The sequence below is a fragment of the Robertmurraya dakarensis genome (assembly GCF_900156875.1).
GTDB classification, from domain to species: Bacteria; Bacillota; Bacilli; order Bacillales; family Cytobacillaceae; genus Robertmurraya; species Robertmurraya dakarensis.
On sequence record NZ_LT707409.1, the window covers coordinates 2,929,152 to 2,949,101 of the forward strand.

Genomic DNA, 19,950 nt, shown 5'->3' on the forward strand with positions numbered 1-19,950 from the left:
TTTCATTCTAGCAGGAGTGATTTACTTATTCAACTTAAATGTTTTCGTGAAAGCGCTTCGTTCAAAAAAATTTTATCAATTTGCCCAAATTGCACTTCCTCCCCATCAATTTCAACTACGGGAATCATTAAACCGTACTTCTCTGTCAGCTCATCGCTTCTATCTATATCTTCTTCTTCATATTGAAAATTCCATTTTTCTTTCAGCTCCATCACAATAGCTTCTGCATTTTCACAAAGATGGCAGCCCTTTCTGGTGTATAACTTTACATATGTCTTCACAGTGAAACCCCTTTAATTATATCTTTTTCGTTTCGATGATGATAAAATCCCCAATTGATCGCGATATTTAGCAATCGTTCTTCTAGAGACCACAATGCCCTCCTGCTCATTGAGCATGTTAACAATTTCTTGGTCGGATAATGGCTTGTATTTATTTTCATTTTCTATTAAGTTTGATATCGCATTTTTAACTTGCTGGGATGATGTGCTTTCCTCAGAGGTCGTTTGAATGGTGCTCGTGAAAAATGATTTTAATTCATATGTGCCAAAAGGAGTTTGAACATATTTTTCTCTTACCGCCCTGCTGACGGTTGATTCGTGTATCCCTAATTCCTCTGAAATATCTTTCATGGTCATTGGTTTTAAAAAAGCGGGCCCTTTCACAAAGAAATCTGGCTGTTTTTCAACAATCTTTACCGCAACCTTTGTCAATGTTTCCTTTCGCTGCTCTAAACTTCTAACAATCCAAAAATAGTCCTGCTGCTTTTCTTGCAAAAAGCGGCTGACCTGCTTGTCTTCGTAGGATGAAAACTGCTTATAGTAATCTTGATTAAAGCTTATTTTAGGCAATGCTTCGTCGAAAACACTGATCGAAAACGATTCTCCGTCCCATTTCACGACTACATCTGGAACAATATAAATCGGGTGTTCTTGTTGAAAATTAGAAGCAGGCCTCGGATTCAATGTTTGAACTAAATCAAACACTTTTTGAATGTCGACCGGTTTCACCCCTAGGAGCTTTGATAGCTCTTTCCACTTTTTATCAGCAAAAAGCTCAAAATATTCAGTGATAATTTCTTCTGCTAATTCATTTCGGTTTGGAAGCCGTTTTAACTGAAGGTATAGACATTCCTTTAAATCTCTCGCCCCAATTCCAGCCGGCTCCAGTTCCTGAATAATCTTTAAATAAATCTCAGCTTTGTCAGCTGCAATGTTAAATTGTTGGGCAATTTCTTCGACTTCTCCACAAAAGTAACCGTTTTCATCGATGTGTTCAATAAGGTGATTCATCACCCTGCGAATGGCAGGAGTGAGCTGCTTCATATCCATTTGTGAGTATAGATACTCATCCAGTTGTTTACTGACGGTTCCTATTTGTTCAATCCAGCTTTGTTTATCTTTTTCAACCTTTGAGTTGGTCTTCTTTGGCCTGTCCTTCCGAGGATCCATACTTTGAACATTCCCTGATTCAAGCTGCAAAAGGGGATTTTCAATAGCCTTGTCTTCTAAAAAAGACGTAAGTTCTTGATTGGAATATTGCAATAACGCGATCGCCTGTGACAACTCCTGCGTCATCGTCAGTTTTAAAGTTTGCTGCTGCCATAAACCAGCCTTTAAATTCATTTCTTACTCCCCCCTAACTCCATTTTACAATAACACTGTAAAATGTTGTATCTAAAAAATTTCCATATGTACTATCTACTATATGCTTATTATCTTTTGTTTTTGATTTACCAGCATAAAATAGAGGAATTTAAAGATAGGAATAGAAAGAGGAATAACAGCATAATAGAACAATAGCCCCTCGTCGCTAGTCGACAAGAAGCTATTGTTACGCCCTCGGAGGGAATCGAACCCCCATTTTAAGAACCGGAATCTTACGTGCTATCCGTTGCACCACGAGGGCAATATAATTTGCATTACGTTTATCTATTATATGTTATGTTATCATAGTTTGCAAGGTCAAAATTTGGTTTAAAAGATAATTTTATGGGTATCATGGTAGAAGAAAAAGCGGAAGCGCCTTGACCACCCCCGACAAGCACAAGACGAGCCAGCCTGAAAGGTGTTCTTTACCTTTCTGGGTGGATCGGCTTGTGACCTCGAGGGGGTAGGCGCTGGAGCTGGACAATTATCAAAGTTACCAACACATAAATCCGTTCAAAAAGTTGTCGAACAAATAAGGTAAAAAATTCATTTGTATTGTTTGACCTTATTTGACTTATTAGTGTATGATTACATACATAGAGGTACAAAAGAATACTTAGATTTTGACTCTTATTTTGAAGGAGGAACAAAAATGAATTTGATTCCAACAGTTATTGAACAAACCAACCGCGGTGAGCGTGCTTATGACATTTATTCACGTCTATTGAAAGACCGTATCATCATGCTGGGAAGTGCAATTGACGATAACGTAGCCAACTCGATCGTTGCGCAATTATTATTCTTAGAAGCCGAGAATCCTGAAAAAGACATCTCCATTTACATTAACAGCCCTGGCGGCAGTATTACAGCTGGTATGGCGATCTACGATACAATGCAATTCATTAAGCCGCAGGTTCAAACGATCTGCATTGGGATGGCTGCATCAATGGGTGCATTCCTGCTGGCTGCCGGCGAAAAAGGAAAGCGTTATGCATTGCCAAACGCTGAAGTAATGATCCATCAGCCACTAGGCGGTGCACAAGGTCAGGCAACAGAAATTGAAATTGCCGCAAAACGTATTCTTTTCTTACGCGAAAAGTTAAATACAATCCTTTCAGAACGTACTGGTCAGCCGCTTGAAGTAATCGCTCGTGATACTGATCGTGATAACTTCATGACAGCTGAAAGAGCAAAAGAGTACGGTTTAGTTGACCATATCATTACTCGTAATGATAAAAAAGAAGAAAAATAATTTGAACATAAAAACTCGCACCATATGATGGGGCGAGTTTTTATTATGATTGGATTACTTTAGTCTTGTACCACATATTCCGCAAGAGCCTCTAAAGCTTCTTCCTCATCACTGCCTTCAGCAATTAATGTGATGACAGCACCTGAACTAATTGCTAGACTCATCAAACCCATGATACTTTTTGCGTTTACTTTCTTACCATCTTTCTCAATGAACACTTCAGAAGAAAAGCGCGTTGCTTCCTGCACAAACAAAGCAGCCGGGCGTGCCTGTAAACCTGTTCTTAATTTGACTTCAACTTGTTTTTCTACCATTTCCATTATCCTCCCAAAAATTATCTATAATCTATTTATGTTTTACTGGTTCGCCAGCACGTAATTTCTCCGCAATTTCATCAATCTTGCGCAGACGGTGATTGATTCCCGATTTGCTGATTGTGCCTCCTGAAACCATCTCTCCAAGTTCCTTCAAAGTAACATCTTGATACTCAACTCGAAGCTCCGCTATTTCTCTTAACTTATCAGGCAAAATCTCAATCCCAACCGTTTCTTTAATGTATCGGATATTCTCGACTTGCCTTAACGCAGCACCAATCGTTTTATTTAAATTAGCTGTTTCACAATTGACTAATCGATTAACGGAGTTTCTCATATCTCGAACAATTCGAATATCTTCGAACTTTAGTAAAGCGTTATGAGCACCAATAATATTTAAGAACTCTGTGATTTTTTCCGCTTCCTTCAAGTATGTGATATATCCCTTTTTACGTTCCAATGTCTTACTGTTAAGACCGAACGTATTCATCAATTCACAAAGAGCATCATTATGTTCTTTATAAAGGGAAGCCACCTCTAGATGATAGGAAGATGTCTCCGGATTATTCACAGAACCTCCAGCAAGGAAAGCTCCTCTTAGGTACGAACGCTTACAGCATTTCTTTTTTACTAATGATTCGGAAATATTGTGTACAAATACAAAACCGGTTTCTAAAATTTTTAGATCCTCTAGTATTTCTTTCGCTTGATTGGAAAGCCTTACAATATATACATTGTTCTTTTTCAAGCGCATTTTTTTACGAACTAACAGCTCAACTTGAACATTATAATCCTTTTTAATCAATGTGTATATTCTTCTGGCTATGGCGGCATTTTCTGTTTGTATGTCTACAACCAGTTTTCGATTTGAAAAGGATAAGGATCCATTCATTCGAATCAGTGCTGATAGTTCAGCTTTAGCGCAGCAAGCTTTTACTTCTAAGTTGGTTAACTCTTTCTTTGTTTCTGAAGCGAATGACACCCCTGCACCTCCTTTTAAAAATCGCTGGACCCCACAATAAATCTTATTTGATCGACAGCTCTTTTCTACAATAACCGTTATTCATTACTATTGTTTGGCGTATGAACTGCACAACGCCCCTTCCATGTGCTGTATTTTTAAAAAATACAGACATGTTACAGGGATCACCGTTCCGCCTGTGTTTCGATAAAACGCCTTAACAGTATTACGCTTCAAACCTGCGATTGGTTTCATCCAACAGCATAGAATACAAAATTTGTGCAACCTGGTTCGTATCATGCCGAATGACTCCCTGTTCAAGTGTCATGATTTCGCCTTGAACCACTTCCAATCCCAGCTCGTAAAGACCATTGAAATCAAAATGAACAGGCTTCGCATGCTCTTCGCTATACCTTTCGAGAATTTCTTTCGGTATATTTTCACTATTTACAAGAATCGTATTGATAAAAGGATGATTCAAATGATCATAAATGGCTTTCACATGATCACTGGCCGTATAATCAAGCGTTTCCCCAGCTTGTGTCATCAAATTACAAATATACACTTTCTTAGCTTTTGAACGGCACACCTCGTTGCCTAATTTAGGAACAAGTAAATTGGGAAGTATGCTTGTATACAAACTTCCTGGGCCGAGGATAATCAAGTCTGCCTGCCGTATCGCTTGGATGCTCTCCGGCAAGGCCTTTGCCGTCTCCGGTGTTAAAAATACACGTTTAATTCTTTTTCCAGAGTAAGGAATTTTCGATTCTCCTGAGACAATCGTCCCATCTTCCATTTCGGCATGAAGGACGACACTGTCACTAGCAGCAGGTAAAACTCTTCCATGGACATTCAATACTTTACTCATTTCTTGAATTGCCCGGACAAAATTTCCTGTAATCGATGTCATCGCAGCCAAAATCAAGTTCCCAAGGGAATGGCCAGATAATTCATTAGTGGTTTTAAAACGATGCTGAAACATTTCCTCTACTAATGGCTCAACATCTGATAAGGCCGCTAACACATTTCGCACATCACCCGGAGGAGGAATGTCCATTTCGTCCCTTAAACGTCCAGAACTTCCTCCGTCATCTGCAACGGTAACAATTGCTGTAATATCGAGAGGGTATTTTTTTAATCCTCTTAATAATACGGGCAGACCTGTTCCGCCTCCGATGATCACGATTTTGGGCTGTTGTTGTATGGTCATGTTGACCTTTCCTTTCTCCTTTCGATGTCACGGTGCGTAATGCGAGTGTGGTAATCTTTTTCAAAATGATGACCAATATGTTCAGCAAGTGCAACTGAACGATGCTGACCGCCAGTGCAGCCAATCGCAACGACTAGCTGAGCTTTTCCTTCCCGCTTATAATGCGGAAGCATGAAAGTTAACAGCTCCGTAACCTTTTCAAGGAATTTATTCGTCTCATTCCATTTCAAAACATAACTAGACACTTCTTCATCCAACCCTGTCTTCGGCCGCATATGATCGATATAGTGAGGGTTGGGTAGGAAGCGTACATCAAAAACTAAATCTGCATCTATCGGAATTCCATGCTTAAAACCAAATGATACGACATTGACTGTGAAGGTAGTCTTCTTATTCACAGAAAACTCGGAGATAATTCTCTCCCTCAGCTCTTTCGGCTTTAAACTTGACGTATCATAGATGATTTGTGCCCTGCCCTTTAGCTCGTCAAGAAGCTCCCGTTCTAGTTTGATCCCCTCAAGCGGCAATCCTGACTTCGCCAAAGGATGTGAACGCCTTGTCTCTTTATATCTTCGAACTAATGTCGCATTGTCTGAGTCGAGGAACAAGATTTGGGGTGTTACCCAGGACTTTTCGGAAAGATCATCAAGAGCTTTAAATAACGAATCAAAAAACTCACGACCTCGAAGATCCATAACAAGTGCCACCTTATTCATCTTATTCCCTGAATCCTTCATCAGTTCAAGAAATTTTGGCAAGAGGGTTGGAGGCAAGTTATCTACACAAAAAAAGCCTAAGTCTTCAAAGCTTTGGATCGCGACTGTTTTGCCTGCTCCTGACATTCCAGTAATGATAACCAATTGTGTTTCATGAACTGCTCCAGTACTCATGTTCTTTCCCCCTTATATAGTAAAAAAACCACTCTATTTCGTAAAATCGTTCCACTGCTTGTATCCATTAACTTGGATCAAGCCGATATTGAATCAATTTAAAGTCTGGTGTGTACGTGAAGGTTCCATAAATAATGCCATTGCCATGCACCATATAGTCTAATATATGATAGTCACCTTCTGCCATTGGCAAATTTTTGATCTCATCAAAAGAGTGCCAGGAGATTTTTCCTTCGTCAGATTCGTCCAAATTGACACCATCAGAATTTTGCGCAAAAAAAGTGAACATCATCCATTCTGATAGAACTTGGTCGCCATCCTTCATGATAAAGGTAAAAATCCCCTTTATATTCGGATTTCTTAAATAGATGCCTGTCTCTTCACGAAATTCACGAATACAAGAATCTCTGACAGACTCCCCCGGCTCCATCTTTCCGCCAGGAGCTACCCACCAGCCTCGTTTTGGCTTCTGTAATAACAATACTTTATCATCTTTCATTAATACACAATTCGTTACTCTTTGCATCCTTTTCACCTCTACTTCGGGGAAGCTGTATGTAAATCTAAGGAGCACCACATATTAATGTATTAATTATACTATTTTTGTTAGAGCGCCACAATGAATTGGATATAGAGAAATAGAGGAGGGAATTGATGCCAATTTAAATGTGGACAAAACGAAGAAGCCATTCCTTCTCTGCTGCTTTTTTTATGTAAAAAAAAAGAGCACAAGTTTCCCTGTGCTATCCAAAGGATTTTATTTTAAAAGGGGGTCAATTTCTATTATTATCATAACTGATTTTTATTTCACCATTGTTACAGGAGAGTTAAAAGCGAATGACTTTTTGTAAATTTTATGTGGAATTTTGTCATCGGGGCCGCTTGGAACGGTTATTCGCGATTAGCTGGCTATATTCGCGAAAAAAGTAATTTATTCGCGTTCATGGGAATATATTCGCGGAAGTCATCCTTTTATTCGCGTTCGTCGGAATATATTCTCAAAAGCAAAAAAACCCGCACAAACGCGGGTTTTCATGTAAAGCCTTATGCTTTAGTCTTTAGTGATTCCATTAATTCTTCCACATAGTGCTGTGCACTTTGAGCGGCAATACTTCCATCGCCTGTTGCTGTAACAATTTGACGAAGCATTTTTTCGCGGATATCACCAGCTGCAAAGATGCCGGGAACCCTTGTTTCCATTTTTTCATTTGTTTCAATGTATCCATTCTCATTTGTAATCCCTAAGTTTTCAAACGGTTTAGACAGCGGGATCATACCGATATAGATAAAGACACCATCGGCTTTGAATTCCTGCTCTTCACCTGTTTGAGTGTGAACCAGCGTTACACTGCCGACTTTTCCTTCTTGTTCGTTGATTTCTTTCACCGTATGATTCCAAATGAAATCAACTTTGTCATTGTCAAATGCACGCTGCTGCAGGATCTTTTGAGCACGAAGTTCATCACGGCGGTGAACAATCGTTACCTTATTAGCAAAGCGGGTTAAGTAGACACCTTCTTCAACAGCGGAATCTCCGCCGCCGACAACAACCAATTCTTTGCCTTTAAAGAATGCACCATCACAAACCGCACAATAGGAAACCCCGCGTCCACCCAGTTCTTTTTCACCGGGAACGCCGATCTTTTTATATTCAGCACCTGCTGTGATAATCACAGCACGAGCTTTGTATTGTTTCGCGCCAGCTACAACGGTTTTATATTCTTCACCGTCGATGACTTCTTTAATATCGCCATATGCATATTCTGCACCGAATTTCTTCGCATGCTCAAACATTTTTGTTGATAAATCAGGTCCTAGTATATGATCAAATCCTGGATAGTTTTCAACTTCCTCTGTATTAGCCATTTGACCGCCTGGTATTCCACGTTCGATCATCAGAGTTGACAGATTCGCGCGGGATGTATAAACAGCAGCCGTCATTCCAGCAGGGCCTGCACCAGCAATAATAACATCATATATTTTTTCTTCTGACATGGTACTCCACTCCTTTAAACTATCCTATGTTGTCTTATCGGTCATGAATAGTATTTACTAACTATCCATATCCTATAAAACAATAGCAGTTTCGTCCAAAGTTTTGCTCAGTTTAAATAGGAGTTCACAATTTTTACATATTTTTGAATCGTGGAGAGTGAAAGACCATATTGTTCTGCAAAATAACTTTGTGAAACTTTTTCACGGCGCAGCTTTCTCCAAACATACTCAGCTGCTGCAGCATAAGCTTTTTCATTCTTTGTCAAGTGCTGCTGTTCTTTTTCAATTTCTACATAAATGGAAAACCATAATAAATACAATCCAGCTTCAGCCGTACCAATTGGATGATGAAAGCCGTAAAGCTGGCTTGCCGTCCTGTGGGCAATTTCAACACTAGAAGCATCAGCAGCCATCGGGTCGCTGACAATTCGCAAATATTGCTCTTCTAACGGAGTTTCCGCTTCATAGCCTTCCAGAAGCTCATTCTTATGGTCTGATAGCGATGTTAAAAAAAGGCCAAACAATCTCTCTTCCAAGTTTTCACTTTGAAGCTTTTGCTTGATGCTTTCAGCATGTTCTTCAAAGTGTTCAACAGAAGATTTTTCATCATTCCAAGGTTCCAATCCTTCCTTTTCAGGGTTGAATTGCAAAACCTTTTTCCAAGCTTTTTCCGCCGTGCTGTTTCTGCCGGTATGATAAGCTGAATAAGCAAGCCAGTAATAAAACGGACCATCGCCTTCATAGCCTTGTTTATGAAGCTTTTTCAGCCATGCGTAGGCAGCATCATATTCACCGATCAACGCAAACGTCGTTCCAAGCTTAAATTGGTGTTCGATGAGCAACGGCTTGATTTTTTTGAGAGTTTCCTTCATCACACTAACCGTTTCATGGTCGTTTTTATATTGAGCAAAAACAGTCTTATTGCACAGTGCATGAAGATTACCCGGGTTCTTTTTAAGCACTTCATTCAGGATGTTTTTCGCTTTCTTCGTTTCTCCTAAATAAAAATACGCTAAAGCCAAATTATTATAAGCAGACCAATATTCAGGGAAGTCTTGAATGACATTCTCCAGCAAATCTACCGCTTTAAGAAAATGACCATTTTCAAGCAGTTCACGTGCTTCCTCTTGCATCGAGATCAAGTCATCTGCTTCATACAAATCATCATCCTCGATATCATCTGCTTCAAGCATCAATAATTCAATGAGGTCCTCGGTTTCTTCCGCGAATTCTCCATCGTCACCAAGCTCCATATACAGCGTTGCGTGGTGATAAGCATCCTTAAACATGCCCATATGCGCAAAATTGTTGGCAAGAAAATAATGGCATTCGACCATGTCTTCATCCCATTCTTCCAAAATCATGCGCAAGATGTCATTTGATTCTTTATATTGCCCAAGCTCCGTAAAGACAATCGCTAATTGGCAGGCAATCATTGGTTCACCTGGTTCAAGCTGCATCGCACGTTCCAGGTATTTTTTTGCTTTATGAAAATCCCGTCGTTGGTAAGATTTTAATCCTTTTGAAAAATAATACTCACCTGTAGGAATAAATGGCAGTAACGTTCCCATTTTTGATTTTATCGCATTAGAGTCTCTATTCATGAAATCCTCCATATATACAGATTAACCTACAGTAGTATAACACAAATGCTACTATGTGGGGTACCTGAATATTTTGTTTCACTGAATGGAACCAGCCATAAAAAATAGGCCGCCTCAATATCGTATGCGAATATCAGGCAGCCTGTTCCTCATTTTTAAAAATTATTTTTGATGACGCTCGTGTAAGACATTGAGAACTTCACTGAATGGAAGTTTTTGTTCTTCTAGCAGGACAAGCAAGTGATAGATCAGATCAGCTGCTTCCCATTTTAATTCTTCATGATCACGATTTTTGGCAGCGATAATCACCTCAGAGGCTTCTTCTCCCACTTTTTTCAGAATCTTGTCTACCCCTTTTTCAAACAAGTACGTTGTATAAGCACCTTCAGGACGTTCTTGTTCACGAAGCTTAATAATTTTTTGAAGTGAATCAAGAATCTGATAATCTTCTAAATTACTTCCTGCAGAAAGGTTGGCTTCTCCATAGAGATTTTGATTAAAACAGCTTACAGTACCTTGGTGGCATGCTGGACCAGCTGGCTCTACTAAAACAACAATCGCATCTTGATCACAATCAAGCTTCATTTCAACGATTTTCTGTGTGTTTCCGCTTGTTTCACCTTTATGCCAAAGTTCTGCACGAGAACGGCTGTAAAACCAAGTTTCTTTTGTTTCCAATGATTTTTCTAGAGATTCCTTATTCATATAGGCGAGAGTAAGAACTTCCTTCGTTACCGCGTCCTGGACAATTGCTGGAATAAGCCCCTTTTCATCAAACCGTACATTTTCTAAGTTCATCTTACATTCACACCTTTTTCCTTAAGATAGGATTTCACTTCTTCTACAGATGTTTCTTTATAGTGAAAAATCGAAGCAGCTAATGCCGCATCCGCTTTTGCTTCTAAAAAAGCTTCCGCAAAATGTTCCGCATTCCCAGCTCCGCCTGAAGCAATGACAGGAACTGAAACAGCTTCAGAAACCGCTTTTGTTAACGCCTTATCAAAGCCTTTTTTCTCACCATCACAGTCCATGCTCGTTAGGAGGATTTCGCCTGCGCCTCGCTCGACTCCCTCACGCGCCCAGGCAATAACTTCCTTATCAGTCAGTGTCCGGCCGCCGTGAGTGTAAACACGCCATGAACCTAATTCTTCGTCATACTTGGCATCAATCGCAAGCACAATACACTGTGATCCGAAGAAATTGGCTCCCTCTGTAATTAAGTCTGGGTTATTGACGGCAGCTGTATTCAAAGAGACTTTATCAGCACCAGCGCGGAGGATTCTTTTCATATCTTCTAACGCATTGATTCCGCCGCCAACTGTAAACGGAATCGCCAATTCTGAAGCTACCGCCTTTACAACTTCAACCATTGTTTTTCTACCTTCATTTGATGCTGAGATATCAAGGAATACAAGCTCGTCCGCTCCTTGCCCGTCGTAAAAACGAGCCAGTTCAACCGGATCCCCTGCATCGCGGAGCTGCACAAACTGCACCCCTTTTACAACACGGCCATCTTTTACATCAAGACATGGGATAATTCGTTTCGTCAGCATTTATTTTTTCACCTCAGCTAGCGCTTCTTCCACATTAAATCTGCCTTCATAGATGGCTTTTCCGATAATGGCACCTTTAACGCCTTTAGATGAAAGTTTCTTCAATGCTGTTAAATCAGCTAACTCGCTGACACCGCCTGAAGCGATGACTTCTTTTCCAGTAGCGATAGCCATTTGTTCAACCGCTTCTAAATTAGGGCCCGAAAGCATCCCGTCTGTTGCGATATCGGTAAAGATAAATGTTTCTGCACCCTCATCAGCAAATCTTTTTCCAAGATCAACCGCTTTTACTTCAGATGTGTTCAGCCAGCCGTGCGTCGCCACATAGCCATCTTTTGCATCAAGTCCAATCGTAATTTTGCTGCCATATTTGCGAATCATTTCAATTGCAAAGTCTGGATTCGAAACGGCGATGCTGCCAATGATTACACGATCAACACCGTTATTTAAATAATGAAGAATATCTTCCTCGGTGCGAATGCCCCCGCCGATCTGCACTTTTGCAGGCAGTTCCTGCGCCGCTTTTATCACGAATGAATCGTTCACACGGTTTCCTTCTTTCGCACCATCTAAATCAACCATATGTATCCACTCTGCACCGGCGTCAGCAAATTGTTTCGCCATATCAAAAGGAGAGTCGCCGTATACTGTTTCTTTATCATAATCCCCTTGCAGCAATCGTACACATTTTCCGCCTCTCATATCGATGGCTGGATAAATCGTAAAGCTCATGCGCTTTCCACCCTTTCTTTCGTCAATTGTGTAAAGTTGCGAAGAAGCTCCATTCCAAGCTTACCACTTTTTTCTGGGTGAAACTGCATTCCAAAAATATTATTTCTGCCAACAACTGCAGGAACATTTACATCATAGTCCGTACTCGCAATCAATACTTCTGGATCATTTGTTTTCACATAATAAGAATGCACGAAGTATACAAATTCTGCATCTATGTTTTCGGTCACAAGAGAAGGACGTGAGAATTTAAGCTTGTTCCAGCCCATATGCGGTACCTTATATGCTTCGCCGTCTTTTGTAACGCCGGGGAAACGAACGACTTCCCCCGGAAGCAGACACAGCCCTTTTGTTAAGCCATTTTCTTCACTTTGTTCAAAAAGCAGCTGCATGCCGAGGCAAATCCCTAAAAGCGGCTTTCCTGTTGCGACATAATCCTTGATCATGTCCGTTAAGCCTGCTTCATTAAGGCGATCCATCGCATCTTTAAAAGAACCGACACCCGGAAGGATTAAAGAATCTGCCTTTAGCAGTTCCTCTTTTACATCAGAAATGAAATAGTCTGCATGGAGTCTCTCCAATGCCTTGCTGACACTGAATAAATTCCCCATTCCATAGTCAATGATTCCGATCATTTATAACATTCCTTTCGTTGATGGAACACCTTTGATTCGCGGATCAATCGTCGTTGCGTCATCAAGTGCACGTCCCAGCGCTTTGAAAATCGCCTCGATGATATGGTGCGTGTTCTGTCCGTAATGAACGATGACGTGAAGGTTCATTCTTGCTTCCAGTGCAAGCTTCCATAGGAATTCATGAACAAGCTCCGTATCAAATGTTCCTACTTTTTGACTTGGAAACTCTGCTCTCATTTCTAAATGAGGACGGTTGCTCAAATCAACGACCACCTGTGCCAGCGCTTCGTCCATCGGTACAAATGCATTTCCATAACGTTTAATGCCTTTTTTATCTCCAAGCGCTTCTCTTAGGACTTGGCCAAGACAAATACCAATGTCTTCCGTTGTGTGGTGATCATCAATTTCCGTATCACCGTTAGCATTGATATTCAAATCAAATTGACCATGCTTTGCAAACAAATCAAGCATATGCGTCATGAACGGTACACCCGTCTCAAGGGTTGATTTTCCCTCACCATCAATATTCAAAGAAAGCTCAATATTCGTTTCATTCGTTTTTCTCGTAACACTAGAAGTTCTGCTCATACATAATCCCCCATTATTTCAAATTGTCCGTCCACAATGGACACTGTCCACAAAGGGTACCAGGTACCGCCCGTGGACAGTGTCCACGGCTGGTACCTGGTACCTATTATTTTTTATTTTAGGCGTTCTTCAACTGCTCTTGCGTGGGCTTCGAGGCCTTCTGAGCGTGCGAAGGCTGCAATTTTGTGTGCGTTTGTTTTTAAGGCTTGTTCGCTGTAGACGATGATGCTCGATTTCTTTTGGAAATCTTCGACGTTCAGCGGGCTTGAGAAGCGCGCTGTTCCATTCGTTGGCAGAACATGGTTTGTTCCTGCAAAATAGTCGCCGACAGGTTCAGAGCTATAGCGTCCAATGAAAATTGCCCCTGCATGCTTAATTTTCCCAAGAAGCTCCATCGCATTTTCGGTAATCACTTCTAAATGCTCCGGGGCCAGCTGATTGATTGTCGCAACAGCCTCGTCCATATTGTCTGCCACATAAATTGCCCCATAGTCTTCGATCGATGCCGCAGCGATCTCTCTTCGCGGCAGGTCTTCAAGCTGCTTTTCTACTTGGGCAGACACATCATTCGCTAATTTTTCAGATGTTGTCACCAGCACGCTGCATGCTCTTTTGTCATGCTCCGCTTGCGATAACAGGTCGGCTGCTACTTCGTTCGCTAATGCCGTATCATCTGCTAGTATCGCAATTTCGCTTGGTCCTGCAATCATATCAATGTCAACGTCCCCAAATACTTCTCGTTTAGCAAGTGCGACAAAGATATTTCCAGGTCCAGTTATTTTATCAACTGGTGAAATCGACTCTGTTCCATAAGCAAGTGCCGCAACAGCCTGCGCTCCGCCGACTTTATAAATCTCTTTCACTCCAGCAATCGAGGCAGAAACTAAAACGGCCGCAGGAAGCTTTCCATCTTTGCCGGGAGGAGAAACCATCACGATTCTTTCAACTCCTGCCACTTTTGCCGGCATCACGTTCATTAAAACCGATGAAGGATAGGCAGCCGTACCGCCTGGAACATAAAGGCCAACAGAATCAAGAGGTGTTACTTTCTGCCCTAGAATACTGCCATTCTCATCCGTTGTCATCCACGAATTTCGCAGCTGCTTCTCATGGAAGGAACGAATATTCTCAGCCGCTTCTTCAATAACCGCAACTAAATCCGCATCAACCTTTGTGAAAGCTTCGTCGATTTCCTCTTGAGTCACAGCCAAAGAGTCGAGAAGTGTACCATCAAAACGTTCGGTGTACTCTTTTACCGCAGCATCTCCGTTTTTGCGAACATTTTCAATAATCGATTTAACCGCTTGCCGCTGCTCCTCTGTTCCTCCTTCAACACTTCTTTTTATGGAAAGTGCGTCACTCACCTTAAGAATTTTCATCGAAATTTCATCCCTTTCAATCCTACTCTACACTGACGGCTCCTTGAATAACTCCTGCCAGACGTTCAACCAGTTCACTGATTCTCTCTTCTTGGATGCGATAGCTGACCGGGTTCACAATCAATCTTGAAGTGATATCGACAATCCGTTCATACTCGACAAGTCCATTCTCAACAAGCGTTCTCCCTGTTGAGACGATATCAACAATTCGGTCAGAAAGGCCAATGATCGGGGCCAATTCAATCGAACCGTTTAGCTTAATAATCTCCACTTGCTCGCCTTGCTCACGAAAATAAGCAGCTGCCACATTCGGATACTTCGTCGCAACCTTTGGTGCAACATCGTTCATTTTCGTATTCGGAAGACCAGCCACCGCTAAATAACATTCACTGATCTGCAAATCCAACAGCTCATAGACGTCTCTTTCTTCTTCAAGCATCGTGTCTTTTCCAGCAATCCCAAGATCGGCAACACCATGCTCAACATATGTAGGAACATCCATCGGCTTTGCTAAAATAAAGCGGAACTTCTCTTCTTCAACATCAATAATCAGCTTGCGTGAATCCTCGAACTCAGGAGGCAGTTTGTATCCAGCCTGACGGAGAAGCTCAGCCGCTTCTTCAAAAATTCTTCCTTTTGGCATTGCAATTGTAAGATAGTCGTTCATTATAATGACCCCCTTCCCGCTTTTCCGACTAAAAAGGTGACTTCTTCATACTGTTCTGTATAGCTGTCAATGCTCTTCACACCGTTAATGTCTTGAAGAACCACTCTTTCTCCACTTTCGCGTTTCTCTTTCGCTAAATTCACTGCTTCTTTTCGGCGTTCTTCACTAAATAAAATGCATCCGGCCGGCTTTCTCTTTGTTAATGTACCCAATGCTTCTAAAAGTCGATCAAGTCTTAATGCAAAACCAGTAGCACCTGTTGTTTTACCGAATTTTTGCAGCAAAAGATTGTACCTGCCGCCATTTCCAATCGGAAAACCAACTTGGTTTGCGTACACTTCAAACACGATTCCTGTATAGTAGCTCATATGACTGATTAGCGTTAAATCAAATTTCAGCTTCGATTGCACACCATAGTCCACAATTACATCCCAAAGCTGTTTCAGCTCCTGAATGTTTTCCTCTCCTTTTTCATTTTCAATCAGCTTCAAAGCCCACTCAATGACTTCTTCGCCGCCTCGTAATTTTAAAAATTCCAACAGGCGCTGCTTATCAATAGAAGATAGGCTTAAGCTCTTTACATGCTCACGGTAGCCTACATAATTTTTTTCATAAAGGAATTTCGTCAACGCATTAGCACGTTCTTCTGTTCCTAAAATTTGCACAAACAGTTCTTTCACAAATCCGATATGTCCTACGGAAATCTTAAAATCTTCAATTCCCGCTTTTCTCAATGTTGAAATCATTAAGGCAATCATTTCTGCATCCGCACTTACCGTATCATCTGCAATGCATTCAACACCGATCTGTTCAAATTCAGCCGGTCTGCCGCCTTCTCTTTGCTGAGCTCTGTACACATTAGCTGAATAGGCAAGGCGCAATGGCAAGTCCTCTTTCAAAAGCTTAGAAGCTGCCACCCTCGCAATCGGCGCCGTCATATCCGGACGAAGGACGAGCGTATGGCCTTGGCTGTCCAAAAGCTTAAATAACTGCTGATCCAAAATCGCAGAAGCACTTCCCACTGTTTCGTAGTATTCAAGAGCAGGAGTTTCGATAAATTGATAGCCCCATGCTTTCATCTCTTCTCCAATTGCTGAACGAACCTGACTCTTCGTTTCATATAGTTCTGGCAGTGTATCTCTCATTCCTAACGGCTTTTCAAACATAAATAAGCGACTCATGTACATTCCCACCTTATTTTCCGAATCCTTTAGTTCGCTAATATATTAGCGAGTTGAAGTTATATGTATTGTATCGTTCATTACATCTTCCGTCAATAAAAAAACAGAAAAATCTGGGCAATTTTACATGGCAGAATAAAGAAAAGCTCCATTAACTTTTTGTTAATGAAGCATTATTTTCCGTATATCGGGTCCTCGTTCCACCTTTCTTGGAGTTCTTCTTTTGTATAAATGACTTTCATTGGGTTTCCGCCGACAAAGGCACCAGCAGGAACATCCTTATGGACCAGTGTCCCTGCAGATACAATCGCCCCGTCACCAATCGTAATCCCTGGAAGAATCGTAGAATTTGCACCAATCATCACTTCGCTGCCAATTCTGACTTCACCAAGGCGATATTCTTTAATTAAATATTCGTGTGCCAATATCGTTGTGTTATAACCAATTACCGTATTGCGGCCGACGCTGATTTTTTCAGGAAACATCACATCAAGCATCACCATGAGAGCAAAGGATGTCTGCTCGCCGACTTTCATTTTTAAAAATGACCGGTACAGCCAGTTTTTCATTCCTAAAAATGGCGTGTACCGAGCAAGCTGGATAACAATAAAGTTCTTGACTACCTTCCCAAAAGGAACGGTTTTATAAACATGCCATAGTGAATTCGCACCCTCGACAGGATAACGAGTCGTGTTTCTCATGATCTTCCTGCTCCAATGATCGGCAGTAAATCCTTCATATTTTGCAGCATATAATCCGGTTTAAATTGACGAAGATAGTCTTCACCCTTAAGCGACCAAGCTACTCCGGCCGTCTTCGTTCCTGCATTTTTCCCGCCAACGATATCATGATGATTATCGCCGATCATGATCGCTTCAGCTGGGTCTGAATTCAATCTGTCCAATGCCTTTAGCAGCGGCTCGGGATCAGGCTTAGGTTTCTCAACATGATCAAGCGCAACGACCACATCGAAAAAGGAATCCAATTTTGATAATTTTAAGCCCTTTTCCACAGTATGAAGCATTTTTGTCGTTACAATACCAAGCTTATATCCCTGTTGATGAAGGATTTGAACAGTATCATAGACACCGTCAAATTCCTTCACATAGTCATCATGCTGTGAAATATTGAAATCACGATATACTTTGATCATTTCTTCTGTTTTTTCTTTATTAATAGATTCAAAAGTCTCTGAGAGAGTCGGCCCCATAAACGGCAGGACATCTTCTCTTTTATATTGTCCGGGATAGTACTGATTTAATGTGTGTAAAAATGAATGAATGATAAGATCATTTGTATCAAGCAATGTTCCGTCTAGATCAAATAAAATGGTTGAAATATTAGTATTCATAGGTTGCTTCCTTTCTTTTTGCAAGTTCCGCGCGATTCCATAGTGCCGCTACAACCATGGTAATTAAGATAGCCATGAAGACTCGCACTAATAATAACGGTAAAATCGGGATTCCTAACGGGATAAAAATCAATGTATCTTCTACAACAGCATGACAGGTAATTAAGAATATGAAAGCCAGCGTGATATCTTTTTTGCTGACTCCATCCTCTTTGATCGCCTGAATCATCACACCGGCCCCAAAGGTAAGCCCAAACAACAGCCCTGCCGCAAGTGTGGTCGAAGTATTTTCCTGAATGCCAAGCTTTCTAATAAGAGGAGCCATCCACCTTGAAATTGTATCAAGCCATTTTAGATCCTTTAGTACTTGAATCACTAACATTAGCGGAATGACAATGACCGCTAATTGGAATACACCTAGCCCAGCCTTTTGCAAGGCATCTAGCGTAATCCCAGCTAAACCAGTTACTGTTTCCTCCTGCTGTGACACCAACCCATATTGGGCAATTTGTTCTCCGCCCTTCCATACGAGGTTAATGACAACAGCAGATATGAACGCAAGCGCTAATCGAACGCCAACCGCAATCCACAGCTTTACCCCTACCTTCACAGCTACGCTTGATTCAATGATCAAGGCATGCGAGAAGGACAGCATGACAGCAATAATAAACACTTCCTTAACCGTCAGTTCCATTGTAAAAATTGCCCCAATGGCTGCGTAAATGTTAAGAAAATTCCCCAGCACAAGCGGAATCGCTGCATCCCCCGACAGCCCCAACACGCCCATGAACGGCGTAATTAATTCAATCACCCATGGCAGGATCGGTGTATGCTGAAGAAATGCCACGATCATCGTAACCGGAAAAATAATTTTCCCCAATGACCAGGTCGTACTTAAACCCACCTTCAACCCTGTTTTAATTGTTTGTTGCCACATTCTCTCTTCTCCCTTTGATTTTTTCGTAATGATCTCTGTTTATAAATCCAAACCTAGCAGAGGTGATGGTCCTTGGAGCGTGCCTTTATTCTGAAAGAATAACAGCACGTGGAAAGGTTCATCGCCTTGCGGTGTTCGTTCAACGATACAAATAATAAGGCTATTTTTTAAAAAGGACTCTCCCAAACTGACAGGATAGCCCTCTTTAAAAGTTCTACATATTTTTATTCGTATAACGCAGTTTCGCTAGGCCTTTTACTCTGCGGTAAATAAGCAAAGCAATGGCGCCGATTATTAACGCAATGGAAATTGTTTGGGCCATTCTTAATGATTCTGTCAGCATTAAGCTGTCTGTCCGCATTCCTTCAACAAAGAAGCGTCCAATTGAATACCAAATCACATAAGAAAGGAATATTTCTCCTCTTCTTAAATTCACATATCTTAATCCGATCAGCAGCAGGACTCCAGCAAAATTCCATACAGATTCATATAAAAATGTCGGATGATAGTACGCGCCATTTATATACATTTGGTTAATGATAAAATCTGGCAAATATAAGTTTTCTAGAAAAGCACGGCTGACTTCACCGCCATGCGCTTCCTGATTGATAAAGTTTCCCCATCTTCCAATCGCTTGACCAAGGATAATGCTTGGCGCAGCAATGTCAGCAAGTTTCCAGAAAGAAATATTTCTCTTTTTACAAAAAACATATGCAGTGATTACAGAACCGATTAAAGCACCATGAATGGCAATCCCGCCATTCCATATTTTAATAATATCACCGGGATTTTGCGCATAATAGTCCCATTCGAACGCGACATAGTAAATTCGAGCGGAAATAATCGCAATGGGAATGGCCCAAAGCATTAAATCCGGAAAGGTATCTTTATGAATCCCTCTGCGGTCTCCTTCTCTTATCGCTAACACAAGCGCAAGAGCAATCCCTACTCCAATGATGATTCCATACCAATGAACATCAATCGGACCTAAGGAAAAAGCAACCGGATTAATCGGCTGTATATTTTCTTCCATGAAATCTTCTCCTTTTCTT

Annotated in this window: 22 protein-coding genes and 1 tRNA gene; 1 reads left to right on the forward strand and 22 read right to left on the reverse strand. The window is 41.1% G+C overall.

The genetic code is table 11. The features are described from left to right. Positions 1 to 29: 29 nt before the first annotated feature. From CZ487_RS23105 to CZ487_RS23115, 3 genes are all read right to left on the reverse strand, one after another. Positions 30 to 281: a glutaredoxin family protein gene (locus tag CZ487_RS23105; protein WP_077214732.1), complete on the reverse strand. Its 252-nt coding sequence runs from the start codon at positions 279 to 281 to the stop codon at positions 30 to 32. Positions 282 to 293: 12 nt separating this feature from the next. After that, positions 294 to 1,625 carry an RNA polymerase factor sigma-54 gene (gene rpoN, locus CZ487_RS23110; RefSeq protein WP_077214733.1) on the reverse strand — a complete coding sequence of 444 codons (1,332 nt, stop codon included), beginning with the start codon at positions 1,623 to 1,625 and terminating at the stop codon, positions 294 to 296. Between the two features lie 211 nt (positions 1,626 to 1,836). After that, positions 1,837 to 1,908: transfer RNA gene (locus CZ487_RS23115), tRNA-Arg, on the reverse strand. Between the two features lie 393 nt (positions 1,909 to 2,301). Here CZ487_RS23115 and clpP point away from each other — a divergent pair. Then, positions 2,302 to 2,901, forward strand: coding sequence for an ATP-dependent Clp endopeptidase proteolytic subunit ClpP (gene clpP, locus CZ487_RS23120; RefSeq protein ID WP_077214734.1), 600 nt, complete (start codon positions 2,302 to 2,304; stop codon positions 2,899 to 2,901). Between the two features lie 59 nt (positions 2,902 to 2,960). Here the strand turns inward: clpP and CZ487_RS23125 are convergent, their stop codons facing one another. From CZ487_RS23125 to lgt, 19 genes are all read right to left on the reverse strand, one after another. Continuing rightward, positions 2,961 to 3,215 carry an HPr family phosphocarrier protein gene (locus CZ487_RS23125; protein ID WP_077214735.1) on the reverse strand — a complete coding sequence of 85 codons (255 nt, stop codon included), beginning with the start codon at positions 3,213 to 3,215 and terminating at the stop codon, positions 2,961 to 2,963. A 31-nt stretch (positions 3,216 to 3,246) separates the two neighbouring features. Then, positions 3,247 to 4,197 (reverse strand): DNA-binding protein WhiA, encoded by a 951-nt coding sequence (gene whiA, locus CZ487_RS23130; protein WP_077214736.1) that lies wholly within the window; start codon positions 4,195 to 4,197, stop codon positions 3,247 to 3,249. A 205-nt stretch (positions 4,198 to 4,402) separates the two neighbouring features. Then, positions 4,403 to 5,386, reverse strand: a complete 984-nt coding sequence (locus tag CZ487_RS23135; protein WP_272914215.1) for a gluconeogenesis factor YvcK family protein — start codon at positions 5,384 to 5,386, stop codon at positions 4,403 to 4,405. Then, positions 5,383 to 6,276: an RNase adapter RapZ gene (rapZ, locus tag CZ487_RS23140; protein WP_077214737.1), complete on the reverse strand. Its 894-nt coding sequence runs from the start codon at positions 6,274 to 6,276 to the stop codon at positions 5,383 to 5,385. The genes CZ487_RS23135 and rapZ overlap by 4 nt, the downstream gene beginning before the upstream one ends. Positions 6,277 to 6,343: 67 nt before the next feature. Further along, positions 6,344 to 6,802: an NUDIX hydrolase gene (locus CZ487_RS23145; RefSeq protein ID WP_077214738.1), complete on the reverse strand. Its 459-nt coding sequence runs from the start codon at positions 6,800 to 6,802 to the stop codon at positions 6,344 to 6,346. A 518-nt stretch (positions 6,803 to 7,320) separates the two neighbouring features. Further along, positions 7,321 to 8,271, reverse strand: a complete 951-nt coding sequence (gene trxB, locus CZ487_RS23155; RefSeq protein ID WP_077214740.1) for a thioredoxin-disulfide reductase — start codon at positions 8,269 to 8,271, stop codon at positions 7,321 to 7,323. A 107-nt stretch (positions 8,272 to 8,378) separates the two neighbouring features. Next, positions 8,379 to 9,875, reverse strand: coding sequence for a tetratricopeptide repeat protein (locus CZ487_RS23160; protein ID WP_077214741.1), 1,497 nt, complete (start codon positions 9,873 to 9,875; stop codon positions 8,379 to 8,381). Between the two features lie 162 nt (positions 9,876 to 10,037). Continuing rightward, positions 10,038 to 10,673 carry a bifunctional phosphoribosyl-AMP cyclohydrolase/phosphoribosyl-ATP diphosphatase HisIE gene (gene hisIE, locus CZ487_RS23165; RefSeq protein WP_077214742.1) on the reverse strand — a complete coding sequence of 212 codons (636 nt, stop codon included), beginning with the start codon at positions 10,671 to 10,673 and terminating at the stop codon, positions 10,038 to 10,040. After that, on the reverse strand, positions 10,670 to 11,428 hold the full coding sequence (gene hisF, locus CZ487_RS23170; protein ID WP_077214743.1) for an imidazole glycerol phosphate synthase subunit HisF: 759 nt from the start codon (positions 11,426 to 11,428) through the stop codon (positions 10,670 to 10,672). The genes hisIE and hisF overlap by 4 nt, the downstream gene beginning before the upstream one ends. Beyond that, positions 11,429 to 12,160 (reverse strand): 1-(5-phosphoribosyl)-5-[(5-phosphoribosylamino)methylideneamino]imidazole-4-carboxamide isomerase, encoded by a 732-nt coding sequence (hisA, locus tag CZ487_RS23175; RefSeq protein WP_077214744.1) that lies wholly within the window; start codon positions 12,158 to 12,160, stop codon positions 11,429 to 11,431. It abuts the gene before it with no gap. Next, a complete protein-coding gene (gene hisH, locus CZ487_RS23180) occupies positions 12,157 to 12,795 on the reverse strand; it encodes an imidazole glycerol phosphate synthase subunit HisH (RefSeq protein ID WP_077214745.1) in 639 nt (212 codons plus the stop codon). Before hisH ends, hisA begins: the two co-directional genes overlap by 4 nt. After that, on the reverse strand, positions 12,796 to 13,383 hold the full coding sequence (hisB, locus tag CZ487_RS23185) for an imidazoleglycerol-phosphate dehydratase HisB (protein ID WP_077214746.1): 588 nt from the start codon (positions 13,381 to 13,383) through the stop codon (positions 12,796 to 12,798). A gap of 113 nt (positions 13,384 to 13,496) precedes the next feature. Then, a complete protein-coding gene (gene hisD / locus CZ487_RS23190) occupies positions 13,497 to 14,762 on the reverse strand; it encodes a histidinol dehydrogenase (protein WP_077214747.1) in 1,266 nt (421 codons plus the stop codon). Positions 14,763 to 14,784: 22 nt separating this feature from the next. Then, complete coding sequence (gene hisG / locus CZ487_RS23195; protein WP_077214748.1) at positions 14,785 to 15,429, reverse strand: ATP phosphoribosyltransferase; 645 nt, start codon at positions 15,427 to 15,429, stop codon at positions 14,785 to 14,787. After that, a complete protein-coding gene (locus CZ487_RS23200; protein ID WP_077214749.1) occupies positions 15,429 to 16,610 on the reverse strand; it encodes an ATP phosphoribosyltransferase regulatory subunit in 1,182 nt (393 codons plus the stop codon). The genes hisG and CZ487_RS23200 overlap by 1 nt, the downstream gene beginning before the upstream one ends. A 173-nt stretch (positions 16,611 to 16,783) precedes the next feature. Next, on the reverse strand, positions 16,784 to 17,311 hold the full coding sequence (locus CZ487_RS23205; protein WP_077214750.1) for an acyltransferase: 528 nt from the start codon (positions 17,309 to 17,311) through the stop codon (positions 16,784 to 16,786). Next, positions 17,308 to 17,961 (reverse strand): pyrophosphatase PpaX, encoded by a 654-nt coding sequence (gene ppaX, locus CZ487_RS23210; RefSeq protein ID WP_077214751.1) that lies wholly within the window; start codon positions 17,959 to 17,961, stop codon positions 17,308 to 17,310. Before ppaX ends, CZ487_RS23205 begins: the two co-directional genes overlap by 4 nt. After that, positions 17,951 to 18,898, reverse strand: a complete 948-nt coding sequence (locus CZ487_RS23215; protein ID WP_077214752.1) for a nucleoside recognition domain-containing protein — start codon at positions 18,896 to 18,898, stop codon at positions 17,951 to 17,953. The genes ppaX and CZ487_RS23215 overlap by 11 nt, the downstream gene beginning before the upstream one ends. 214 nt (positions 18,899 to 19,112) lie before the next feature. Further along, positions 19,113 to 19,931 (reverse strand): prolipoprotein diacylglyceryl transferase, encoded by an 819-nt coding sequence (gene lgt / locus CZ487_RS23220; RefSeq protein ID WP_077214753.1) that lies wholly within the window; start codon positions 19,929 to 19,931, stop codon positions 19,113 to 19,115. Positions 19,932 to 19,950 lie beyond the last annotated feature (19 nt).